Raw genomic sequence first — 21,687 nt, 5'->3', positions numbered from 1 at the left:
GTCCCTCTCGCCCCGATTTCCGCACCAGGGAGTGGAAACCCATGGCATCGAACAGCCTCATGAAGGCGCTGGTGGGCCTTCTCACCGCGGCCGCCCTCGGCGTCGGCACCCTCGCCGGCGCCACCGCGGCCACCGCCGCGCCCGTCCGGCAGGCCCCCGCCCACACCGCCGGCGTCCGGGCCGTCAACAACCTCGGCCTCAACACCGCCGAGGGCAAGAGCGTCCAGTGCTTCGTCCGTGACTCCGGCTACGACCCGGGCACGATCGACGGCCAGCTCGGCGCCAACAGCTGGAGGGCCTGGCAGAGTTACCTCAACGACCAGGGCTACGACGCCGGGACCGTCGACGGCGCGGTCGGCCCCAACACCATCCGCGCCCTCCAGCGCTTCCTCACCGAACTCGGCTACGACACCGGCGGCATCGACGGCATCGCCGGGTCGAAGACCAAGGCCGCCTGGAAGGCGTTCGCCCAGCTCGGCTGGTGCTGACCGCCTGCTCGCTCCACCGGTAGGACGCCAGCACCCGGCGGGGGACCTGTCCGCCCCTCCGGCCCCGCGTACCGGCGGAAGACCATCGGACAGAGCGGCCCGGGCCCGCCTCAGGAACCTCCTGAGGCGGGCCCGCGTCGTTGTCGCCGTACGGTGACGCGGAGTTGAGTACCGCTACTCAGGCGGACGGCGCCCGATCCGGGCAGGATCGTCGTCATGACCAACGATCAGCGGTGGACCGGCCGGGCGGTGGCGGCGGGATGATCTGGGGACGCGGCGGGCCGGCGCAACTTCCGGTCACGGCGGGAAGGGTGCCGCAGTGCCCGGGCCTCGACCATGTGACGTTCGGCGACCGGGCGGAGGCCCGGGACGGCGGTGACCGCCCCCGGTCCGGGCGGGCGGCGCCGTCGGCCGACCGGGTCCCCGAGGCGGCTCTCGCGGACGCTCCGGCGGCGCCGGAGGCTACAGACCGGGGGCGTAGGGGGCGATGCCGATGATGAGGATGTCGCGACGGCCGCGGAGCGTGCCGCCCGGGCCGTCCCCGTCGGTCTCCCCGGCCCCGTCGGCCCCGAGGCGGACCGGGCCGACGTAGTGGCTGACGCGGTGGTCGTGCACGCCGTAGCCGTCCAGCGGTTCGGTCAGCACGAAACGGGCGTGCAGGGCGCCGGGAGGCAGTTCCTCGGGCTGCCGGCCGGCGCTCCCGGCCGTGGCGATGACGTTCTCGCCGCCCTCGATGTTCCGCCGCCCGACCAGGTGCGCGAAGGTGAAGGTGGCCGGTGAACCACCGTCCTGGTGCAGGCAGTTCGGCGAGGACACCGCCACCTGCGCCCGGTCCCGCACACCGAGCGCGATCAGGTGGACGCCGACGTAGACGGGGACGCGCTGCAGTTCCTCCAGCCACAGGGCGTGGCCGAGATCGGCCCGGATCAGCGCGTCGAGCAGCCGGTTCTCGCGCAGGGCGGGCGGAAGATCGGGCAGCCGGCGGCGCACCCGGGGGTACTCGGGGTTGTGCTCGTCCTGCCAGTACTCCGTGACGGTGCCGAACTCCTCGTCCGGGGCGCCCGGAGTGTAGGACAGCAGACCGGTCCACGGCAGGTGGACGGCGTGCGAGTAGCGGCGGAACCGGTTGGTGTGCCGCGCGTACGGGTCCGCGGGCAGGTCGCCGTAGGCGTCGGCGAGCCGGGCGAAGTCCTCGGCCATCGCCCCGGCGTCGACGCCCAGGTCGGCGGCGCTCAGCCGGGCGTAGCCGTCGCGCCGCACGCTCCCGTCCCGGGGCGGGGAGTCGGACGCCGGCAGGACGGGGCCGGACACGGTGGCGGCCGCCGGGCCGGGCAGCGGATACGGAGCGTCGTCCATCGGTCTCTCCGGTTCTCCGGGGATCTCCCCGGTTCGGTCGGGTGCGGTGGGGCGCGGGGCGGGCAGCCGTCGCGACGGCACCCCCCGGGGGACGCCCCGCGCCCCGCGCCTGCCCAGAAACCTCCGGTCCAAAAGGCCGGGCCCGGGCCGGTGCCCGCCGTCCCGATCCGGCCCGGGCGCGGAGGCCGGCAAGCCGACCGGGGCGCCGCCCGCTCCCGGCTGCCGCGGCCCGGTCGCTGCGCCCGGGCGGTGCCCGCCGTGTGTGAATCCTGTGGACCGCCGAAGGGATTTGACAATTCGTCAGATATCCGCAGGGGTGCGTCGATAGGGTGGCCCGGCCGTCGCCGAGGGCGCAACGGCTGGGAGGGGAGATCATGGGTCGGCAGCTTGCCCGGGTCGCTCTGGAAGGCGGCGGCTCGATACTCTTCGAGGCCTCGGACGAGGCCGCGGGCCCGGTGAAGGCCGGCCGGATCGGTGACGCGGTCCGTGACCTTCCGGTGGCGCTGTCCGCCGCGCTGGCCCCGGTCACCTCCATGGCGCGCACCGTGCTGTCCCACCTGCGCGAGGCGGGACCGGCGGAGGTGGAGGTCGAGTTCGGCGTCGATCTCGCCGCCGAGGCCGGAGTCGTGGTCTCCAGAACGGAGACGGCCTGCCACCTCACCGTACGCCTGGTGTGGCGCAAGGGCGACCACGACCCCGCGGCGGCCGGCGCCCCGGAGGAGTGAGCCGTGGACGGCCGGCACACCGCCCCCGGCAGCGGAACCGCACCTAGCCTGCCCGCCCCGGCCCTGCCCACGGCGGTCGCCCGGATCGTCGGCAGGGACGGCGATCCGGCGGGATCGGCCTTCCTGGTCGCCGACGACCTGCTCGTCACCTGCGCCCACGTCCTGGTGGACGGCGGCTACGGACCCGGTGACCAGGTGGCACCGGACTTCCCCCGCGCGCCCGGCGCCCCGACTGTCACCGGCCGGGTGCTGGCCGAGGCCTGGTGCGGGCCGCGGGAACGGGACGTCGCCCTGGTGCGCCTGGAGCGCGCCGTGCCGGGTACCGCCCCGCTGGCGCTCGGACCGGTGGCCGGCATCCGCGGGCACCGGGTGCGCTCGCTCGGCTTCCCCCGGCAGGCCCCGCCGGGCGGGCACTACGGCTTCGCCACGGCGGGCGACCTGCTGCCCGCCGCCGACGACAGCGGCGACCTGCTGCAGCTCACCGGCGCCAACGACCTGACCACCGGCTTCAGCGGCGGACCGGTCCTGGACGAGGTCACCGGACTGGTGGTCGGCATGGTCACCGCCATCACCGGGCTCGACGCCCACGCCCGCGGGCAGGGCATCGCCTACGCCACCCCCAGCACGGTGCTGCGCGAGGTCTGGCCCGCGCTGGACCAGGACGACGTCTCGCCCTACCGGGCGCTGGAGCCGTTCACCGCCGAGCACGCCCGCTGGTTCCGCGGCCGGGAGGAGGCGGTGGACCAGGTGCTGGCGGGCCTGGCCGGCGGGCGACGGGCGGTGCTGCTGCTCGGCCCGTCCGGGGCGGGCAAGTCGTCCCTGGTCCAGGCGGGCGTCCTGTCGGCGCTCGCGGCCGGCCGGCTGCCGGGCAGCGACCGCTGGCGCCCCGTCGTGGTACGGCCGGGCCGCGACCTCGCGGCCGCGCTCGACCGGGCCGGACTCGCCGACACCGGCACGGCGGGGATCGCGGCGGCCGTCGCCCGGCTGCTCGCCGGCGACCCCGCCCACGACCGCGTCGTGCTGGTCGTCGACCAGTTCGAGGAACTGCTCACCCAGCGGGGAGCCGGGGCCGAACCGGAGGACGGCTCCCTGGACGCCCTGGAGCGGATCACCGCGGCGATCGGCTCCGACGCCGCGCTCAGCGTGCTCCTGGTGATGCGGGACGACTTCTACTCCCGGCTGTCCGCGGCCGCCCCCCGGCTGCTGGACGCGGCGCTGCCCGGGCTGCTCAACGTCCCCGCCACGCTGAGCCGCGCCGAGCTGGAGGCGATCGTCACCGGTCCCGCCCACGACCTGGGCGTGCGCTTCCAGCCGGGACTCGCCGACCAGATCATCGCCGACGTCATGAACACCAACTTCCGCACCGCCGCCGACCTCCGGGCCCCGGTGACGGTGCTGCCCCTGCTGGAGGTCACCCTCAGCCGCCTGTGGGAACGCCGGACCGAGCAGGGCGGCCACCTCACCCACCAGGCCTACCGCCGCATCGGCGGCGTCACCGGCGCCCTCACCGACTGGTGCGACGCCGCGCTCGCGGAGCTCGACGAGCACCAGCGGCCCATCGCCCAGCGGATCCTGACGGCACTCGTCCACCCGGCCGACGAGACCCTCAACATCCCGGCCGTGCGCCAGCAACTGGCCCTCGACGAACTGCGCGAGCTGGTCGCCGAGCCGCGCACGCCGGACCTGCCGCGGGCCGTCGACGACGTCCTGGCCGCGCTCACCCGCCACCGCATCGTCTCCACCGCCCTGCTGCCCGACACGGGGCGCGCCGGCGGCGCCGCCGCGGACGACGGCACCCCCGGGGCCGCGGTGGCCGAACTGATCCACGACGCGCTCATCCGCGACTGGGCCACGCTGCGCGGGTGGGTCGAGGAGGGCGCGCGGTTCTTCGACTGGCTCCGGCGCGCCCGCGCCAAGTACGCCCACTGGCGGGAGAGCCGCTCCCGGGCGGACGTCCTGGACGAGGCCCTGGTGGCCGAAGGGGTGCGCTGGTCGGCCCATCGCACCCTGCCGCCCGACGTCGCGGCGTTCCTGCGGACCAGCCACCGCCACCACCAGGGACGGCGCCGGCGCATGGTGATCGCCACGATCACCCTCTCCATCGCCCTGGTCATCGCGGCGGCCGCCGGTGTCTCGGCCTGGCAGCAACAGCGGAAGGCGGCCGACGCGCAGCGCACGGCCTCCTCCCGGGAACTGACCGCCGAATCGAACATCCTCCTCGGCATCGACCCCGACCTCGCCTCGCTCCTGGCGGTCGCCGCGTACCGGATCCGCGGCACCGACGAGGCCACCGCCGGCCTCGACGCCGCTGCGGGCCTTCCCCTGCGCCGCCGCCTCACCGGCCACACCGAGGGCGTGCGGACGCTGGCGTTCAGCCCCGACGGGCGGACCCTGGTCGTCGGCGAGAACGGCCGGACGGTACGCCTGTGGGACACGGAGACGGCCGCGACCGGAAGGGTCCTCAACGCTGCCACCACCGTGGGGTCGCTGGCGTTCGGCGCCGACGGACGGACCCTGATGACGGCCGGCGCTTCGGGCACGGTCCAGGCGTGGGACCCGGCCACCGGCGCCGACCAGATCGTGCTCGTGTGGGAGAACACCGGCACCGAGGAGGTGGCCCTGGCGCCCGGCGGACGCTTCCTGGCCGGAGGCGGCCTCCGGAGTACGGCGCAGGTGCGGGACGTCGTCAGCGGCGACAGCCGTACGATCGGCCCCGAGCACCGCGGAGTCGTGAGCACCAAGGTGTTCAGCCCCGACGGGCGGACCCTGGCCACCGGTGGCCCCGAGAACCCGGTGACGTTGTGGGACGTGCCCACCGGCGGCAGCCGCGCCACCCTCCCCGAGACCGCCGCCGCGGCGGCGTTCAGCCCGGACGGGCGGATCCTGGCCACGGGCGGCGACGACGGCACGGTGCGGCTGTGGGACGCGGACACCGGCGCGGCCCGGGCCACGCTCACCGGCCACATCGGCGGCGTGCGCACCCTGGCGTTCAGCCCCGACGGGCGGACGCTCGCCACCGGCGGCTTCGACCGCAGGGTGCGGCTGTGGGACGTGGTGACCGGCGGCAGCCGCACGGTGCTCAGCGGCCACACCGACACCGTGACGGCCGCGCTGTTCAGCCCCGACGGGCGGACCATCGCCACGGGCAGCCAGGACGGCACGGTCCGGCTGTGGGACGAGGCCGTCGCGACCGGCCGCCTCACCCTCACCGGCCGCAGCGGCCTGATGACCACGCTGGCCTTCAGCGGCGACGGGAGCACCCTCGCCACCGCCATCCTCGACCCCGAAGGCACCACGCTGCTGCTGTGGGACGTGGCCACCGGCACCAGCCGCGCCCTCGAAGGCCACCCCAGGGCCGTCTGGTCGGTCGCCTTCAGCCCGGACGGCAGGACGATCGCCGGCGGAAGCGACGACGGCACGGTGCTGCTCTGGGACGTGCCCACCGGGACCAAGCGCGCCCTCCCCGGCCATACCGGCCCCGTCTGGTCGGTCGCGTTCGGCCCGGGCGGGCGGATGCTGGCCAGCGGCGGCGGCGACGGTACACTGCGGCTGTGGGACCTGCCCGACGGCGCCAACCGCACCCTGTTCGACCGCCGCACCGATGAGGTGTACGCGGTGGCGTTCAGCCCCGACGGGCGGATCCTCGCCACCGGGAGCCGCGACGGCACGGCGCGGGTGTGGGACTGGGTCACCGGCGTCAGCCGCACGGTCCTCGCCAACCAGCACGGCTATCCCGGACACGTGGTCGGGGTGGAGTTCAGCCCCGACGGGCGGACCCTGGCCGTCGGCAGCCTGAACGGCACGGTGGTGCTGTGGGACGTCGCCGCCGGCGCCGTCCGGACCCGGCTCACCGGCCACATCGGCGGTGTGCGCACGCTGGCGTTCAGCCCCGACGGGCGGACCCTGGCCACCGGCAGCTTCGACCGCACGGTGCGGCTGTGGAACGTGGCCACCGGCACCGGCCTCACCACCCTGAACGGTCACACCGGGTACGTGATGGGTCTGGCCTTCCGTCCCGACGGGCGGAGCCTGGCCACCGGCAGCGACGACCGCACGGTCCGCGTGTGGAGCATGTCCTACCCCGCCCCCGACGAGGCCGTCGCCATGGTCTGCCGCGCGGTCGGCCGGGACCTGACCCCGCAGGAGCGGTCGGTCTACCTGCACGGGGACTGGAACCGGCCGGTCTGTCCCTGAGACCGGCGGGGCCCTTCGCCTGTAACCTGGCAGCCGCCGTCCAGTAGGGAGATCCCGGAACGTGTTCGTGAAGATCTGTGGTCTGAGCACCGCCGCGGACGTCGCCGCCGCGGTCGAAGCCGGTGCCGACGCGGTGGGGTTCGTACTCACCGAGAGTCCGCGCCGGGTGGAGCCCGAGCTGGCACGCGAACTGGCCGCCGCGGTGCCCGAGGAGGTGCTGACGGTCGCCGTCTTCCGCGAGGAGCCCGCCGCGTACGTGCGGGAGGCGGTGCGTGCCACCGGCCTGCGGGCGGTGCAGCTGCACGGCAACCACCCGGCGTCCGCCTTCGCGGAGCTGTCCGACCTGAACGTGCCGCTGATCCGGGCCACCTCGGCCGCGGCGGCGGCCGGCGCCGACTCCGGGGACTTCGGCGAGGACCTGCTGCTGCTCGACGCCCCGGTCGCGGGCGCCGGCGAGCCGTGGGACTGGTCCGAGCTGGGCAGCAAGCCCCCGGCCGGCAAGTGGGTGCTCGCCGGCGGCCTGAACCCCGCCAACGTCGCCGCCGCCATCGCGGCCGCCGCCCCCTGGGGCGTCGACGTCTCCAGCGGCGTCGAGGTCCGCCGCGGCGTCAAGGACCCGGCCCTCATCGCCGCCTTCCTGCGCGCCGCCAAGTCCGCCGAGTCCGCCGAGTCCGCCGAGTCCGCCTGATCCGAGGACCCCGGCCCGGAGGGGGAACCGGGGAGGAGGGCGCGGACCGAGGGCCGTCACGGGCTGTCAGGGGCGGTCGCGTGGCAGCCCGGGCGGCGGGCCGCGGACCCGCGGTCGACACGCCGGCCGATCGTTGCCGGGGCGGGGGAGCCCGGATTGCTACGGTTGACGCCCCTGGGAGCCGGGGGGCCGGGGGCGCACGAGAAGGAATCCGCCATGACCTACACCGTGGCCTTCGACGCCGTGTCGACCGTCGGTCTGGAGTCGTCACCCGTCGCGGACGCGCTCGCGGGCCTGCGGGCGAACGAGGCGCGGTACTTCAGGAACAAGTACGACCACGTCTTCACGGTGGAGGCCGCGGCGGACGCCCCGGAGGTCGTCGACTGGGTGCACCTGATCCTCCGGGAGGAGCGCGGGATCGTCATCGCCTCCAGGCCGCTGGAGGCGACGGCCTTCCAGGTCGAGGGCATCCGGATGGCGTACGTCTTCTACCGGAGCGGCCTGTCGGTCAACGTGATGTACTCCCTCGACGACGCCGGGAAGCGGGCCGTCGGGTTCAAGCTCGCGGAGGGGATGGAGGTCCCGGAGGAGCTCGCCTCGCGGTTCAGGTTCGCGCGGCAGAGGTCGAAGCTCGCCGGGACCATCCGCGGATCGTTCTTCGTCATCAAGAACGCGTACTGAGCCGGCCTGCTCCGCCCCGGTGCCCGGGCAGACTGGGGGGATGAACGAGCGAGTGCTGAGCGCGGGTGGCAACGTTCCGGTCGAGGCCGGTGGCGTCCGGGTGGACGTGTCCTGGGCGGAGGGGCCGGACGTCGACGTGTCGGCGGTGCTGGTGGCGGGGGACGGGAAGGTCCGGGGCGACGGGGACTTCGTGTTCTACAACCAGCCGCGGCACGCCTCGGGGGCGGTGACGCACCGGGGGAGGACGGGTGACGGGGCCGGGGTGGTGACGGAGCGGGTCGAGGTGGACCTCCGGGCGGTGGAGCCCGGGGTGGAGCGGATCGTGCTCGCCGCGTCGGTGGACGGCGGGGTCTTCGGGCAGGTGCGGGGGTTGTCGCTGCGGCTGGTGGACGCCGGGACGCAGGCGGGGCTGGCGCGGTTCGACGTGGCGGCCGGGCCGGAGACGGTGCTGATAGGCGGGGAGTTGTACCGGCGGGGCGGGCAGTGGAAGTTCCGGGCCGTCGGGCAGGGGTACGCCTCGGGGCTGGCCGGGCTGGCCGCGGACTTCGGGGTCACCGTGGAGGAGGAGGCGCCGCCGCGGCCGGTGCCGGTGCCGGTGCCGAGCATGGAGAAGGAGGAGGAGCGGCTGCCGCCCGAGATGCGGGAGCGGCTGTCGCTGCGCAAGCGGCAGGTGGCGGTCAGTCTGGAGAAGCACGGCGCCGCGGGGCTCGTCGCGCGGGTCGTCCTGGTGCTGGACGCCTCCGGCTCGATGACGGGACTCTACGCCCGGGGCGTGGTGGCCGACGTGGTCGAGCGGATGGTCGCGGTGGCGACCCAGCTGGACGACGACGGGGCCATGCAGGCCTGGACGTTCGCCTCGAACCCGGCGCGGCTGCCCGACCTGCGGGTGGGGGAGCTGCCGCAGTGGCTGCGGCACGTGCGGGTCGGGCAGCTGGGCGGCCTGTTCGGACGCCGCAGGCGCCGGGAGCCGCTGCCCGGCGGCGAGGTGGACATGAAGGCGGTCGGGATCGGCAACGAGGAGCAGAAGGTCATCGCCGAGGTCCGGGAGTACGTGCGCCGGAACCCGGCGGCGGTGCCGACGCTGGTGCTGTTCTTCTCCGACGGCGGTGTCTACCGCAACACCGACATCGAGCGCGAGCTGCGCGCGGCCGTGGAGGAGCCGCTCTTCTGGCAGTTCGTGGGGCTCGGGCGCTCCGACTACGGCGTGCTGCAGCGGTTCGACGAACTGCCCGGACGGCGCGTCGACAACGTCGGCTTCTTCGCGGTGGACGACATCGGCAGCCTGCCCGACGCCGACCTGTACGACCGGCTGCTGTCCCAGTTCCCCCGCTGGGTCACCGCCGCCCGCCAGGCCGGCATCCTGGCGTAGCTCAGTGGCTGTTGAGGCTGGTGTGGTTCCACCAGCCCTGGCGGCCGGCCGTGAAGGTGACCGTGCGGCTGCCGAGGGTGCCCTCGTACGACCGGCCCTTCGTCAGGGGGCTCTTGGCGACGACGCCCTTGGGGTCCTTGACGGCCGGGACGGTGACGGCGGCGGCGTGGTCGAGGTCGGGCGAACCTGTTGATCATCTGGAAGGCGTGGACGGCGACGAAGTAGAGCGGAAGGTGGTAGGCGAAGACCGTCGTCGTGCCGATGAGGAGGAAGCGGTGGCCGTGCCATGGTTCGGCGCCGGCCTCGTCGGGCTTGGCGTGCACGTCGGGGGTGGTCATGCGGGGTCTCCTCGGGAACGGGAACCGGCCGGCTCGAAGGGCCGGGGGCCCCCAGGGTGGCAGATCGCGTACGACCTGACGCTCCGCCGAGCGGCCGCTGCGCGGGCTTCACCCGGACGCCGCGCCCGCGGGGGAGGGCGGCTGCTCGGGGGCGGGGTCCGGGGCGAGCCAGCCGAGCGTCTCCAGTGCCGCGTGGATGGCGGCCGCGCCGGGCAGGCCGGGGCGGTGCACCCGCCGGTCGCCGGCGAGGGCGGCGAGCAGAGCGGGTTCGGCGCCGCCGACCACCACCGCGTGGGCGTCCAGGTGGTACAGCGAGAGGTCGTTCAGGGAGTCGCCGGCGACCAGGACCTCCTCCGGCCGCCAGCCGTGCTTCCCGGCCAGGGCGCGTACGGCGTTGCCCTTGGAGGCGCGCGGCGGCAGGACGTCGAAGTAGCGCTCCCCGGAGTACACCCAGGCGCAGCCGAGCGCCTCGACGGCGGCGGTGAGCTCGCCGGTGAGGTGGCCCGGTGTCAGGTGGTAGGAGCAGCGGCCGTCCTGGACGGTGTCGTGCTGGTAGGCGAGGGCCGGGAAGCGGCCCAGTGCGGCGCGCACGTGCTCCGTGCCCGGCCAGCCGGCCCGCAGCTGGTCCTGGAGGCACTCCACGGGGGTGAAGTCCGTGCCGTCGGCGACACCGGCGCCGACGTCGGAGATGATCCACCGGGGGCGCGGGACGAGCGGGTCGCGCAGCACCTGGCGGACCGAGGCCAGGCCCCGGCCGGTGGCGAAGACCGGGGTCACCTCGGGGTGGCGGTGCAGTGCGTCCCGTAGCCGCCGCCGCTGTTCCGGGCTGCCGCCGAGCAGGGTGCCGTCCAGATCGGTGACCAGAATCCTCGACATCGCAGGAAGCTAGCACGCTCACCGGCCGTGGTGAAGTGCTCACCTCGGGTGCGGGGGTCGGTGGAAGCCTCGATGCGGTCGACCTCGCCGGTGGGGTGGTCGGCCCGGTCGGCGAGGCGGTGGGCAGAGGGGTGCACGCAGCTCGTCAGCGTGCCGGGTGCACATGCGCGTTCGTCTGGGCCTGGCCGCCGTCGCGGCTGCCGCCTGCCTCGCCTCGACCGGCGCGGCGAGCCCCTCCCGGGCCGTCACCGCCTCGACGGGGCAGGCGGAGGCCGCGGCCCCGCAGCGCGCGGCCGAGCAGTGCGGCGCAGGACAGATCTGCTTCCGGCGCGACCGGAACCACTCGGGAACCCCGTGGCGGTGGTCGCCGCCGAACGGCTACCGAGACCTGCCGGCCAACCTGCACGACCACGTGTACTCCTTCTACGCCAACGCCCGCGCCTGCTTCATCGACTGGGACCCCGTCGAGCGCCGCGCGGTCAACAGCGGCGACTACGCCAAGGCCTACGACACCAACGTCGGCAAGCGGACCGACGCCGTGGACGTCCGCTGCTGCCGGTCCGATCCGGCAGGGCCCGGCGAGGCCGGGGCGGGAAAGGCGTTCGGTTCTTCGTCACCGTGACGGAGAACCGGACTCCGGCTCCTGGTTCAGGCCGGCGAGGAGGCCTTCCAGGGCCTTCGTGAGGGCGGCGGCGTTGGCCGGGTCGAACCAGGTGGTGCGGAGGCGTTCGTTGCTTCCGCCGGGTGTCTCGTGGTCGGCGGCGAGCCGGTGGAGGGGGCGGGTCCGGTCGGAGAGGGAGCGGCCGGCGGCCTGGAAGAGGCCGCGCACGTAGGCGTCGGCGGCGTCGGGGGCGATGCCGTGGCCGGCGGCCCAGGAGGTGAGCGTGGTGAGGTAGGCGTAGTGGGTGGTGAGGGTCGAGGTCAGGGCGGAGAACACGTTGAAGGCCTCCTCGTCCGCGACGGGCAGTGCTCCGCCCAGGCGCTCGAAGAGTGCGTCCACCACCGGGTGCGAGGGATGGGTCACGGTGACGGCGCCGCGCTCGCGCACGGCGGGCAGCGGGATGGCGCGGACGATCGGGGCGCCGGTGGCCAGGGCCCGGCGCAGGTCGTGGGTGGAGACGCCGGCCATCACGTTGACCACGGTCCTGTCGTCGTCGACCGTCAGGCCGGCGAGCGCCTCGTGGTGGTCCTGGCGGCGTACCGCGATGACCACCACCTCGGAGCGGTCCACCACCTCCTGGTTGTCGGCGCAGACCCGGATGCCCTCGAAGCGCCCGGCCAGTTCGGCGGCGGTGCGGGCACCTCGGGGGGAGAGGAAGACCTCCGGCGACGCACCGCCGTCGCCGGAGCGCAGGCCTTCGACGATCGCCCGGCCGATCTCGCCCACGCCGATGATGCCGATGCGCTGCACGGTGTCCTCCCGCGGGGAACGGTGGTCATGGCCGGTGGTGGTTCGGAATTGACGCGACGGCAGCCGAGACTACCGGCTGCCGGCCGTCAGAGGGGTCCAGGTGACGGGGAGGGCCGAGACGCCGTGGACGTCGGCGGCTTCGGGGCGCAGGGGGACGTCCTCGGCGGGGACGGCGAGGCGGAGGGCGGGGAAGCGGTCGAGGAGGGCGCGCAGGGCGACGCGCAGTTCGACGCGGGCGAGTTGCTGGCCCAGGCACTGGTGGACGCCGTGGCCGAAGGCGAGGTGGCTGCCGTCCTGTCGGCGGAGGTCGAGGGTGTGGGGGTCGGGGAAACGGTCGGGGTCGCGGTTGGCGGTGTTGTAGGACAGGAGGACGGTGGTGCCGGCCTCGACGGTCACGCCGGCGAGTTCGACGTCCTCCAGGGCCGTGCGCATGAAGGACTTGGCGACGGTCAGGTAGCGCAGCAGTTCTTCCACGGCCTGGTCGGTGAGGGCGGGGTCGGCGCGCAGGGCGGCCAGTTGGGCGGGGTTGCGGAGGAGGGCGAAGGTGCCGAGGGCCAGGGTGTTGGCGGTGGTGTCGAATCCCGCGGAGAGCAGGATGAGCGCGATGCCCTGCAGTTCCTCGTCGGTGAGGTCACTGTCGGTGAGGTCGCTGAGCACGTCGTCGGTGGGGTGGGCGCGTTTGGCGGCGACCAGCTGGGCGAGGTACCGCTGGGTGGAGGTGTAGGCCGCGATCAGTTGGTCCGGGTCGCTCTCCCCGTTGAGGAAGGTCTCGATCTGGCTCTGGAAGGAATCCCGGTCCTCGTAGGGGACGCCCAGCAGCTCGCAGATGATGATGGCGGGGACGGGCTTGGCGAAGGCGGTCACCAGGTCGGCCGAGGGGCCGGCCTGTTCCATGGCGTCCAGGCAGTCGGCGGTGACCTGCTCGATGCGCTCGGTGAGCTGCCGCATCCGCCGGGCGGTGAACTTGCCCACCAGTGGCTTGCGGTAGCGCCCGTGCTCCGGGTCGTCGGTGAGCAGGAACTCGCCGGGCGGGGCGGGCGGAAGGGCGTAGTCGACGACGTTCATGAGGTCCTTGCGGGAGCTGAAGCGCGGGTCGGCCAGGACCGACCGGACGAGGTCGTAGCCGGTGATCAGCCAGCCGGGCTGTCCGCCGGCGTGGGTGAACCGGCTGATGGGGCCGTGCCGGCGGGCTTCGAGCAGCTCGGCGGACGGGGCGAAGGGACATCCGGATTCGCGGGTCGTCGGCGACGTCGTGACGGTGTGCGGGGATTCACCCATGGTCGTTCCTCGGCTCGTGCGGAGGTGTTTCCGAAGTATGTTCGGAATATCTCGAAAGCTACGTTGCGTTCAAGCTGTCGTCAATTGTCGAAATCTCATTTTCCCAGGTGAAAGCCCATAAATTGATGCAATGAGGCTGCGGTCGAATGCAATGCGCCGTTGCAATGAATGCCGTCGAAGGCAATACTTCCGGCATGCCAGGAGGACGCTTGACCCCGCAGGAGCGCCAGCGCATCTCGGCCGGACTCGCCGGCGGGCTTTCCTACGCCGAGATCGCCAGACGGCTCGACCGGCCGACCTCGACCATCAGCCGGGAGGTCGCACGCAACGGCGGAGCCAGCGGCTACCGGCCCCAGGCGGCGCAGCAGGCGGCGGCCCGCCGGGCGCGGCGCGGCACGCCGCCGGCTCCGCCCGCGCCCGGACCGGTGGTCGACGCGGTGGCGGAGCTGATCGTGGCGGGGGCGGTCAGATCGGGGATGCCGAGGATGACGGCGCGCGTGCACGTCGACCTGCTGCTGTCCGAGGACGGCAGGCGCACCGCCGCCGAGCTGGCCCGCAGGCTGGGGGTCAGCCCTGCCTCCGTCTCGGTGGCCGTCAACTCCCTCGTCGAGAGCGGCTACATCCGCCGTGAGCGCGATCCTCAACGGCGCCGTGACGTCTACGTGGTCGACGACGATGCCTGGTACCGGTCCATCGTGATCAGCTCCCGGCAGACGCTGGAGACGGCGCACGCCGCGACGGACCTCGTGGAGGCCTGGGGCGCGGACAGCCCGGTGGCGCTGCGGCTGGCCAAGGGGGGCGCGTTTCTGGAGCGGGTCATCCAGGACATGCTCGATTCGGCCGAACGCTGGCGCGGCCTGCTGTCCTGACGCACGCTCCCGGACCGGTGCTCCTCGGGACGACCCCGGGGGGACCTCGGCCCGGCCGACCGGTGTCGGGTAGATTCTGCGGACGGTTGATCGGCACGCGAAGCGGCTGTGAGCTGCGGGTTCGACACGGGGGAGCGGCATGCGGACGGGGCGGCGGCGGGAGCGGGGGCGGCGGGCGGCCGACCTGCTGGAGTGCTGGCGGGCGATCGAGCTGTTCAGCCCGCCGGGCATTCCGGACCTGCCGCGCAAGCGGCGTGCGGGCAGGCCGCGGGCTTCCGACACGTTCGTCGTGGACCTCGTGCCGGGGGCGGGGCAGGCCGCGCCGGTGCTGCCGTGGTCGGCGGAGCATCCGGACACGGCGCCGTGGCGGGCACCGCGCGGGATGGTGTGGCGGCACGAGGTGTACGGCGGGCTGTTCGACCTGGAACTGCTGCGTCAGGCGATGATCGCGGCACTGCCGGCGGGGACCGAGCCGGATCCGGGGGTGCCGCAGGAGGAACTGGTGCTGTCGGGGCGGAGCGCGATGTTCGCGCTGGTCCTGGACGAGCACGGGCGGCCGGTCGACGGGACGTCGGTGGTGTCGGCGTGCGCCTGGGCGACGGGCCGGCTGTTCGATCCGGGGCCGTCGGCGCCCGGGTGGCTGGACGGCTTCGAGGAACTGGGCGAGGCGTTCGAGGTGGCGGTGGGTCGGTTGGCCGCCGCGCCGATCGCGTACGCCGCCGGCGGGACCCTGCCGGAGGGTCCGCGCGGACTCCAGCCGGGACCGGCCACGGACGACGCGGCGGTCCGGGGCTGGCGGCAGGCGCTGGCCGAGGTGCTGGGCGGCGCCGCGGTGGCGGCGGTGGGGATGCTGCTGGGCGAAGTGGCCGGGGCCGTGATCCAGGGGGCGGCCGATCCCTTGGTGCGCAGGGTGTCGGACTGGGTGGCGGCGCGCCGTCCCGTGCCGGCCGGAGCCGCCGGGACCGCCGGGACCGCCGGGACCGTCGTCGGGACCGCGGGACCGGCCGTGCCGACGGGACCGGGGGAGCCCGAAGGAAGCGCACCCGCCGACGGAACCTCACCCGCCGACGGGCCCCGCCCCGACCTGCGGACCGTCGCGTTCGCCGACCTCGTCGCCCTGACCGCCCAGATCGCCCACCTCTGCGGGGTCCAGGAGCGCCTGGACCCGCGCACGGTCCGCGTCTGCAGCCGGCTCGTCCGCCTGCCGCGCGATCCCGACGCGAAGCCCACCGCCGCGCAGCCGTTCCTCAACAGCCTCCTGCCGCCCGACCTCACCCGGGTCCGCGCCGCGCTGGAGGACGGCGCGGACAGCGGGGGAGGCCTCGGCCCCGCCCTGGACGCGTACCTGACCTCCCGCGCCGACATCGCCGTCCACGCCCGCACCGACCTGCGGGAGGACCGCCGGGCCGTCCTGGACGTCCTCGACCCGGCCCTCGTCCCCGCAGGACGCTGGCCGGCCAAGGCGAAGTACCCGCTCGCGCTCAGCCAGCAGTTCGCCGTCAACCGGATGCTGGCCGACCGGGAGGGGACCGACGGAGGCCTCTTCTCCGTCAACGGCCCGCCCGGCACGGGCAAGACCACCATGCTGCGCGACCTGGTCGCCGCCCTCGTCGTCGAACGGGCCACCGTGATGGCCTCCTTCGAGCGGCCCGAGGACGCCTTCGTCGGCCGGGCCTGGCGCGGCAAGGACCGACAGGGGCGCCACGCCCGCTTCGTCGCGGCGCTCGACCCCAGGCTCACCGGCCACGAGATCGTGGTCACCTCCTCCAACAACGGCGCCGTGGAGAACGTGACGGCCGAACTGCCCGGCGCCGCCGCCCTCGACGAGTACTGGCACGACGGCCCCGACCACTTCTCCGACCTGGCATCCGCCCTGCTCGACGGTGCGCCCGCCTGGGGCCTGGTGGCCGCCGTGCTCGGCAACAAGTCGAACCGGACGAAGTTCGCCCAGCGCTTCTGGTGGGGCCGCCTCCCCGAGCGGGAAGCCGACGCGCGCACCGCCCGGGGGCTGCCCCCGCTGCGCGGCATGAACGCCGTCCTGGGGGACTGGGTGGCGCCGAGCACCCCGAAGACCCGAACCGCGCGCACCGCGGACGCGACCACCGGCGCCGGCACCGGCACCGCCCAGCCGGTGCCCTCCTGGCCGCAGGCCGTCGCCGCCTTCGAGGCCGCCCGGGCCGAGGTCGAACGCCTGCGCGCCGAACGGATCCGCCTCGCCGCCACCCTGGCGGACACCGCGCAGGACCGGGGCCCGCGGCGCCTCGACGCCCTGCACGCCGGCCTCGCCGACGCAGACCGGCGTGCGGCGGAGGCCGCTGCCCGGCACGCCGCCGCCACCACGGCCGCCGCCGGCGCCCGCACCGCCTCCCTCGCCGCCGAAGCCGCGCACGACGCCGCGGCCCGTGACGTCCCCCGGGCCCGAGCCACCCTCGCCGAGGCCCGCGCGGACCTGGCCGCCGCCCGCGAACGGGCGTCCCACCACCGCGAGTACGTCGAGGCCCTGACGGCCCGGCACGAAGCGCCGTCCGCCGCCGAACCGGGCCTGCGCTCCGGGCTGCGCCGCCTGCTCCGGACCGCCGCCGAACGCCAGGCCGACGAGGCGCAGCGCGAACGCACCCAGGCCGAGATCCTCGACCTGCTGGTGCGGCAGCGCTCCGCCCTGGAGGACGCCCAGGAGCACCTCGCCCGCTGCGTCCGTGCCGAGGATCTCGCGGCCACCGACCTGCACACCCGCTCCACCGCCGCACTCGACGCGGCCGCCGCGGCCGCCGACCGGGCCCGTGCGGACGAGACCGCCGCCCGGAGGGCAGAGGCCGCCGCGCTGGAGGCCGTGCGGCAGGCCCGGCACGACGCCGCGGCCGCCCGGAGCGACCTGGACGCCGAGACCGCCGCCCTGGACACCGCCCACCGCGCCCTGCGCCGGGCCGCCACCGATCTTCCCTCCCTGCCCGTGGACTGGGTCCATCTCGACGACCGGGAACAGGAGCTCGGCTCGCCCTGGTCCGACGAGGCCTGGTGCACCGCCCGCAGCGACCTGTTCATGCGCGCCCTGGACCTGCACCGCGCCTTCGTCGCCGCCAACGCCAAGCGGGTCCGCGGCAACCTCCTCGTCCTGACGGAACTCATGACGGGCACCAACGGCCCCGTCCCCGACGAGGAGGTCCTGCGCGCCTGGCAGACCCTCTTCCTCCTCGTCCCCGTCATCTCCACGACCTTCTCCTCCATCGGCAGCATGTTCGCCCGCCTCGGCAGGGGCGCCATCGGATGGGTCCTCGTCGACGAGGCCGGACAGGCCACCCCCCAGGCCGCCGTCGGCGCCCTGTGGCGCGCCCGCCGGGCCGTCCTCGTCGGCGACCCCCTGCAACTCGAACCCGTCGTCACCATGCCCGGCGCCCTCCAGCGCCGCCTGCTGCTCGCCCACGGCGTCGACGAGGAGTGGCTGCCCTCCGCCACCTCCGCCCAGGCCGTCGCCGACCGCGTCAACCGCCACGGCACCTACCTGCCCGACCCCACCGGCGCCGACGGGTCCACGGTCTGGGTCGGCTCGCCCCTGCGCGTCCACCGCCGCTGCGAGGAACCCATGTTCACCGTCAGCAACGACGTCGCCTACGGCGGGCTGATGGTGTACGGCACCCATCCGCAGCCCTTCCCCGACCAAGACTGCGACGGCCTCCTCCCCAGCCGCTGGCTCGACACCCCCGACCCCGCCCGCGACGGCGATGCCCCCTGGGGCGAACGCGACCGCCGCGCCCTGGAGTTCGTCCTGCGCCTGCTCGACCGTCACGGCGTCGCGCCCGAACGCCTGCGCATCATCGCCCCCTTCCGCGCCCTCGTCCGCGAGGCCCGCGAGACCTGCGCCGAGGCCGGATGGACCGCCGAGCAGCTGGACGAACGCTGCGCCACCGTCCACCGGGCCCAGGGCAAGGAGGCCGACGTCGTGCTCCTCCTCCTCGGCAGCAACCGCCCCGGTGCCCGCGCCTGGGCGGCCGGCAGCCCGCACCTCCTCAACGTGGCCGCCAGCCGGGCGAAGCGGCGGCTGTACGTCATCGGCGACCGCGCGCTGTGGGCGCCGCTGCCGCACTTCGACGTCCTCGCCGCCGAGTTGCCGGTCTACGACCACCTCCGCGACCGCGACGCCTGGCCCCTCGACGGACCCGGCCCGGGGCGGACCGCCACGTAGCTCCTCCGCGGAGTTCGGCGAGCACGCGTCAGGTCCTCCGTGCGGCGGTGACGCGGCGTCAAGCGTGACCTGTCCGGCCGCACGACGGGCCCTCGAAGATCCGCGTGCGGACCCGGGCGGGAGTTCGGTACCGTGTACGAAGGAGTGCCGGGAAGCCTGGTCGGCGAACAAGGGACAGCTGTGTCCGCGGGCCGGTCCGGGGGTGGTGTACGTGCACTCGACACAAGGCCCGCCGGCACGCCCCCGGCCCGGCCGCGACCGCGGATCCGCCGACCCTTCACGCCGGCCCGCCCGGGCTCCGCACACCGTCCGCAGGGCCTCGGCCCACGCCGGACGGAATTCCGAGAACCACGACACCGACCGGTGCTCCGGCCGCCCTGTGCCGTCCGACCCCGGAAGGGACGGGGCGGCACGCCCCGGCGACGGTACCCGGCCGCACACCGGACCGGGGGGAGTACCGTCATGACCCACCGTCCCGCACCAACACCCCTGACCCGCGCCGGCGGCGCGCTGCTCGCCGCGGCGGCACTCGTCCCGGCGGCGGGCGCCTGGTACCTGTTCGGCGTCGCGCTGCCGGACCGCGCCGAACAGCACCGCTCCTACACGGCCGCCACCGCCTGCCCGCCCGGCGGCCCGGGCGCGGCGAGCGAGGAGTGCGTGCGCACCGTCGCGTTCACCGTCGCCGGCACGGTCGTCCGGGAAGCGGGCAAGAGTTCCGAGTTCCGGGCGACACTGGACGGCGCGCCGTTCTGGAGCGGTGAGGTGCGGTTCGCCGACGCCGGGCCGGTGCTGAGGAGCCTGAAGCCCGGCGACCGGGTGGAAGGCACGGTGTGGCGCGGCCGGGTGACGCGCCTGGAGCGCGCCGGCCACGCGCAGGCCTCCTACGACGAGCCCAGCGACGATGAACAGTTGACCGCGGGGATGGGCACCTTCGCCGCGCTGCTCGCGGTGCTCGCCGTCGTCCTGGGCGTGCTGCGGCTCACCGGTCGGCCCAGCACCGTCGCCCTGGCCCGGACGCTCTTCGTCCGGACGCTGCTCGCGTGCGGCGCGCCCGCGGTGCTCGCGTTCTGGGCCGACCTGTCGTGGTGGACGGTACCGGCCGCAGCCGTCCCGACGGCGCTGATCGCGGCAGAGGCGGTGCGGCGCCGGCACCGGGACACCGGGAGGTTCCGGGGAGGACCGCTCGGGTTCGGGGACGGACGGCTTCCTGCCTGACTCCGGGCGGTCGGCGCGGTTGCCGCCCGCTACGGGCCGTTACGGGTCCCTAGGGGTCGCTACGGGTCGTGGAGAGGAACGGGCCGGCCACGGGATGGTCACCACCTGCGGCGGAAAGGCCCGAACCCGGCCTCGGCGGCGATCCTGTCGAGGTCGAAGGGTGGCCGGAACCGCGTCGGCTTGCCGGGGGCCATGCGCTCGATCACCTCGTGCGTGAGGCGCCTCTCCCAGCGCAACCGGCCGCAGGAACAGCCGATCGCCCCGTACCGGTCGATGAGGATCAGCAGCCAGCGGCCCTTGCCGCAGTCGCAGACGACGCGTTCCACCGTCGGCACGCACGAGACGACCCGGGTGTTCCGGCGCCCGACGGTGTACATCTCCCCTTGGAGGTGCAAGCCCTCCGTGATCATCACGTCGACCGCCCGGGCCTGACGCAGTGCCAGGGCGAAGGCCTCCCCGGCGCGTGCTTCGAGGGGGGTGATGAGCGACCGGGAATGCTCCTCCGCGTCGAACTCCGGGTCCTCGTCCCCGGAGGCCAGCGTGTGGGCGAGCAGCAGCAGGCGTTCCCTGAGGAGCAGTTCGCTGCTGGAGAGCGGCTCCGGTCGGTAGAGGAGTTCGTCCCGGATCTCGGCGGGTGCGTCCTCGACGGCCCGGGCCGCGGCCCGGGCGCGGCGTAGGAGCTCCTGGTACTTCCCGGGGAGAGTGCGGGGCAGGAAGTAGAGCCCCCAGTAGCGGCGCGCCAGCCTCCACAGGCCGGGCTCGAACCGTCTGGAGACGAGTTCGAGCGGGGACGGCGACGGCAGGTCCGGTCGGCACTCCAGCACGAGCCTGTGGTTCCACCAGACGTGCCGGGGGTCGACCAGCGGCCTGTCCCAGAGGGTCACCGAGTCCCGGACGCGGTCTTCGCGCCCGGGAGCGTCCGCGCCCGGTCCGGGCGGAGGTTCGCGCACCGCCGGAGCGTGTCCTGGTAGGGGCCGTGGGTACGTCGCCCACGTCGCGGAGTTGTCGGAGCTGTCGGAGTTGGCGATGAGGTGCCGGGGAAGGAACCGCCCCCGCCGGTCGGCGAGGAAGTCCTGGGACTCCTGCTCCGAGCTGCCGTCCCCGTCCTCGGCTGTCATGCGTTCCTCCCCGGCCTCGAAGCCGGACTCTACCGCCGATCACCGCTCACTCGTCGGCCGAGCGAGCGGGTCGCGCGCCGAACCCCTCGGAGACGGCGAGCGCCCGCTTGACATCCGGCGGGTGTCGCGAGGGCGGGTCAGCGGAAGCCGCCGTCGATGCGGACGACCTCGCCGGTGAGGTAGGAGGCCCGGTCGGAGAGCAGGAAGGCGACCAGGTCGGCGACCTCCTCGGGGCGGCCGAGGCGGCGCAGGGCGACCTGGTCGAGGGAGCGTTCGACGGCCTCCTCCGGCAGCTCGGCGACCAGGCCGGTGTCGATGTAGCCGGGCGCGACCACGTTGGCGCGGATGCCGTGGCGGCCGACCTCCTGGGCGAGCGAGCGGGTGAAGCCGATGATGCCGGCCTTGGTCGCCGCGTAGTTGGTCTGGCCGGGGTTGCCGCAGATCCCGGCGACGGAGGACAGGGTGACGATGGCGCCGTGGCGGCGCAGCGCCATGCCGTCGATGACGGCCCGGCAGGCGTGGTAGACGCCGCTCAGGTTGACCTGCACGACGTCCTGCCAGTCCTGGTCCTCCATCAGCAGCAGCGGGGTGTCGCGCAGGATCGCCGCGGAGGCGACCAGGGCGGTGACCGGGCCGAGGGCGTCCTCGGCGCCGTCGACCAGCTCGCGGACGGCGGCGGGGTCGGCGACGTCGGTGCGGCGCACGTAGGCGGCGCGGCCGAGGTCGCGCAGTTCCTTCTCCAGGGTGCGGGCGGACTCGGCGTCGTTGCTGTAGCACAGGGCGACGTCGTAGCCGTCCTCGGCCAGCCGCAGGGCGGTGGCGCGGCCGATGCCGCGGGTGCCGCCGGTGATCAGCGCGACGGGGGTGGTCGTGCGGTTCATGGCGTGCCTTCCGGGAGGGG

At 74.8% G+C, this 21,687-nt stretch carries 16 protein-coding genes; 10 read left to right on the top strand and 6 right to left on the bottom strand.

Going from position 1 to position 21,687, the window contains the following annotated elements; genetic code table 11:
* The first annotated feature begins 41 nt into the window (after window positions 1–41).
* Entirely contained in the window at window positions 42–488 is a 447-nt protein-coding gene (locus ABT238_RS20425; protein ID WP_350772396.1) for a peptidoglycan-binding domain-containing protein, read from the top strand.
* Window positions 489–950: 462 nt separating this feature from the next.
* On the opposite strand, the gene ABT238_RS20420 is transcribed toward ABT238_RS20425, so the two are convergent.
* Entirely contained in the window at window positions 951–1,844 is an 894-nt protein-coding gene (locus tag ABT238_RS20420) for a 2OG-Fe dioxygenase family protein (RefSeq protein WP_350772387.1), read from the bottom strand.
* A gap of 374 nt (window positions 1,845–2,218) precedes the next feature.
* On the opposite strand from ABT238_RS20420, the gene ABT238_RS20415 reads away from it, so the two are divergent.
* The 5 genes from ABT238_RS20415 to ABT238_RS20395 all read left to right on the top strand — a co-directional run bounded on the left by ABT238_RS20415 (window position 2,219) and on the right by ABT238_RS20395 (window position 9,501).
* Complete coding sequence (locus tag ABT238_RS20415) at window positions 2,219–2,569, top strand: CU044_2847 family protein (RefSeq protein ID WP_350565532.1); 351 nt, start codon at window positions 2,219–2,221, stop codon at window positions 2,567–2,569.
* A 3-nt stretch (window positions 2,570–2,572) separates the two neighbouring features.
* Window positions 2,573–6,763, top strand: coding sequence for an nSTAND1 domain-containing NTPase (locus ABT238_RS20410; protein ID WP_350772359.1), 4,191 nt, complete (start codon window positions 2,573–2,575; stop codon window positions 6,761–6,763).
* A gap of 61 nt (window positions 6,764–6,824) precedes the next feature.
* The gene (locus tag ABT238_RS20405) at window positions 6,825–7,451 is read left to right on the top strand and encodes a phosphoribosylanthranilate isomerase (RefSeq protein WP_350772342.1); all 627 of its coding nucleotides are present in this window, start codon (window positions 6,825–6,827) and stop codon (window positions 7,449–7,451) included.
* Between the two features lie 216 nt (window positions 7,452–7,667).
* Window positions 7,668–8,132 carry a DUF8821 family protein gene (locus ABT238_RS20400; protein ID WP_350772326.1) on the top strand — a complete coding sequence of 155 codons (465 nt, stop codon included), beginning with the start codon at window positions 7,668–7,670 and terminating at the stop codon, window positions 8,130–8,132.
* Window positions 8,133–8,172: 40 nt separating this feature from the next.
* Complete coding sequence (locus ABT238_RS20395; protein WP_350772314.1) at window positions 8,173–9,501, top strand: VWA domain-containing protein; 1,329 nt, start codon at window positions 8,173–8,175, stop codon at window positions 9,499–9,501.
* Between the two features lie 446 nt (window positions 9,502–9,947).
* Here the strand turns inward: ABT238_RS20395 and ABT238_RS20390 are convergent, their stop codons facing one another.
* Entirely contained in the window at window positions 9,948–10,715 is a 768-nt protein-coding gene (locus ABT238_RS20390; protein WP_350565543.1) for an HAD-IIB family hydrolase, read from the bottom strand.
* A 163-nt stretch (window positions 10,716–10,878) separates the two neighbouring features.
* Here ABT238_RS20390 and ABT238_RS20385 point away from each other — a divergent pair, with 163 nt between their 5' ends.
* Window positions 10,879–11,337: a peptidase inhibitor family I36 protein gene (locus tag ABT238_RS20385; protein WP_350565544.1), complete on the top strand. Its 459-nt coding sequence runs from the start codon at window positions 10,879–10,881 to the stop codon at window positions 11,335–11,337.
* On the opposite strand, the gene ABT238_RS20380 is transcribed toward ABT238_RS20385, so the two are convergent.
* Together ABT238_RS20380 and ABT238_RS20375 are read right to left on the bottom strand one after the other, a co-directional pair.
* A complete protein-coding gene (locus ABT238_RS20380; protein ID WP_350772284.1) occupies window positions 11,329–12,126 on the bottom strand; it encodes an NAD(P)-binding domain-containing protein in 798 nt (265 codons plus the stop codon). The two genes, ABT238_RS20385 and ABT238_RS20380, sit on opposite strands and share 9 nt — an antisense overlap.
* A 69-nt stretch (window positions 12,127–12,195) precedes the next feature.
* Window positions 12,196–13,404: a cytochrome P450 gene (locus tag ABT238_RS20375; RefSeq protein ID WP_350565548.1), complete on the bottom strand. Its 1,209-nt coding sequence runs from the start codon at window positions 13,402–13,404 to the stop codon at window positions 12,196–12,198.
* A gap of 194 nt (window positions 13,405–13,598) precedes the next feature.
* Between ABT238_RS20375 and ABT238_RS20370 the strand changes: the two genes are divergently transcribed.
* The 3 genes from ABT238_RS20370 to ABT238_RS20360 all read left to right on the top strand — a co-directional run bounded on the left by ABT238_RS20370 (window position 13,599) and on the right by ABT238_RS20360 (window position 19,668).
* A complete protein-coding gene (locus ABT238_RS20370) occupies window positions 13,599–14,273 on the top strand; it encodes a GbsR/MarR family transcriptional regulator (RefSeq protein WP_502891453.1) in 675 nt (224 codons plus the stop codon).
* 139 nt (window positions 14,274–14,412) lie between these two features.
* Window positions 14,413–18,453, top strand: coding sequence for a DEAD/DEAH box helicase (locus ABT238_RS20365; protein ID WP_350772247.1), 4,041 nt, complete (start codon window positions 14,413–14,415; stop codon window positions 18,451–18,453).
* A 462-nt stretch (window positions 18,454–18,915) separates the two neighbouring features.
* A complete protein-coding gene (locus ABT238_RS20360; protein WP_350772234.1) occupies window positions 18,916–19,668 on the top strand; it encodes a hypothetical protein in 753 nt (250 codons plus the stop codon).
* A 98-nt stretch (window positions 19,669–19,766) separates the two neighbouring features.
* On the opposite strand, the gene ABT238_RS20355 is transcribed toward ABT238_RS20360, so the two are convergent.
* A complete protein-coding gene (locus ABT238_RS20355) occupies window positions 19,767–20,786 on the bottom strand; it encodes a hypothetical protein (RefSeq protein WP_350565556.1) in 1,020 nt (339 codons plus the stop codon).
* A gap of 137 nt (window positions 20,787–20,923) precedes the next feature.
* Window positions 20,924–21,667, bottom strand: coding sequence for a 3-oxoacyl-ACP reductase FabG (fabG, locus tag ABT238_RS20350; RefSeq protein WP_350565558.1), 744 nt, complete (start codon window positions 21,665–21,667; stop codon window positions 20,924–20,926).
* Between the last annotated feature and the right edge of the window lie 20 nt (window positions 21,668–21,687).

Source organism: Kitasatospora sp. NPDC001527, from assembly GCF_040298605.1.
GTDB lineage: Bacteria > Actinomycetota > Actinomycetes > Streptomycetales > Streptomycetaceae > Kitasatospora.
This window is presented reverse-complemented; position numbering and strand designations above follow the sequence as displayed.

Bases quoted from the DNA above. Each gene is read 5' to 3' on its own strand.
- ABT238_RS20355 (WP_350565556.1), bottom strand. From the start codon at position 20,786: ATGACAGCCGAGGACGGGGACGGCAGCTCGGAGCAGGAGTCCCAGGAC.
- ABT238_RS20365 (WP_350772247.1), top strand. From the start codon at position 14,413: ATGCGGACGGGGCGGCGGCGGGAGCGGGGGCGGCGGGCGGCCGACCTG.
- ABT238_RS20400 (WP_350772326.1), top strand. From the start codon at position 7,668: ATGACCTACACCGTGGCCTTCGACGCCGTGTCGACCGTCGGTCTGGAG.
- fabG (WP_350565558.1), bottom strand. From the start codon at position 21,667: ATGAACCGCACGACCACCCCCGTCGCGCTGATCACCGGCGGCACCCGC.
- ABT238_RS20420 (WP_350772387.1), bottom strand. From the start codon at position 1,844: ATGGACGACGCTCCGTATCCGCTGCCCGGCCCGGCGGCCGCCACCGTG.
- ABT238_RS20425 (WP_350772396.1), top strand. From the start codon at position 42: ATGGCATCGAACAGCCTCATGAAGGCGCTGGTGGGCCTTCTCACCGCG.
- ABT238_RS20375 (WP_350565548.1), bottom strand. From the start codon at position 13,404: ATGGGTGAATCCCCGCACACCGTCACGACGTCGCCGACGACCCGCGAA.
- ABT238_RS20415 (WP_350565532.1), top strand. From the start codon at position 2,219: ATGGGTCGGCAGCTTGCCCGGGTCGCTCTGGAAGGCGGCGGCTCGATA.
- ABT238_RS20395 (WP_350772314.1), top strand. From the start codon at position 8,173: ATGAACGAGCGAGTGCTGAGCGCGGGTGGCAACGTTCCGGTCGAGGCC.
- ABT238_RS20385 (WP_350565544.1), top strand. From the start codon at position 10,879: ATGCGCGTTCGTCTGGGCCTGGCCGCCGTCGCGGCTGCCGCCTGCCTC.
- ABT238_RS20370 (WP_502891453.1), top strand. From the start codon at position 13,599: ATGCCAGGAGGACGCTTGACCCCGCAGGAGCGCCAGCGCATCTCGGCC.
- ABT238_RS20360 (WP_350772234.1), top strand. From the start codon at position 18,916: ATGACCCACCGTCCCGCACCAACACCCCTGACCCGCGCCGGCGGCGCG.
- ABT238_RS20390 (WP_350565543.1), bottom strand. From the start codon at position 10,715: ATGTCGAGGATTCTGGTCACCGATCTGGACGGCACCCTGCTCGGCGGC.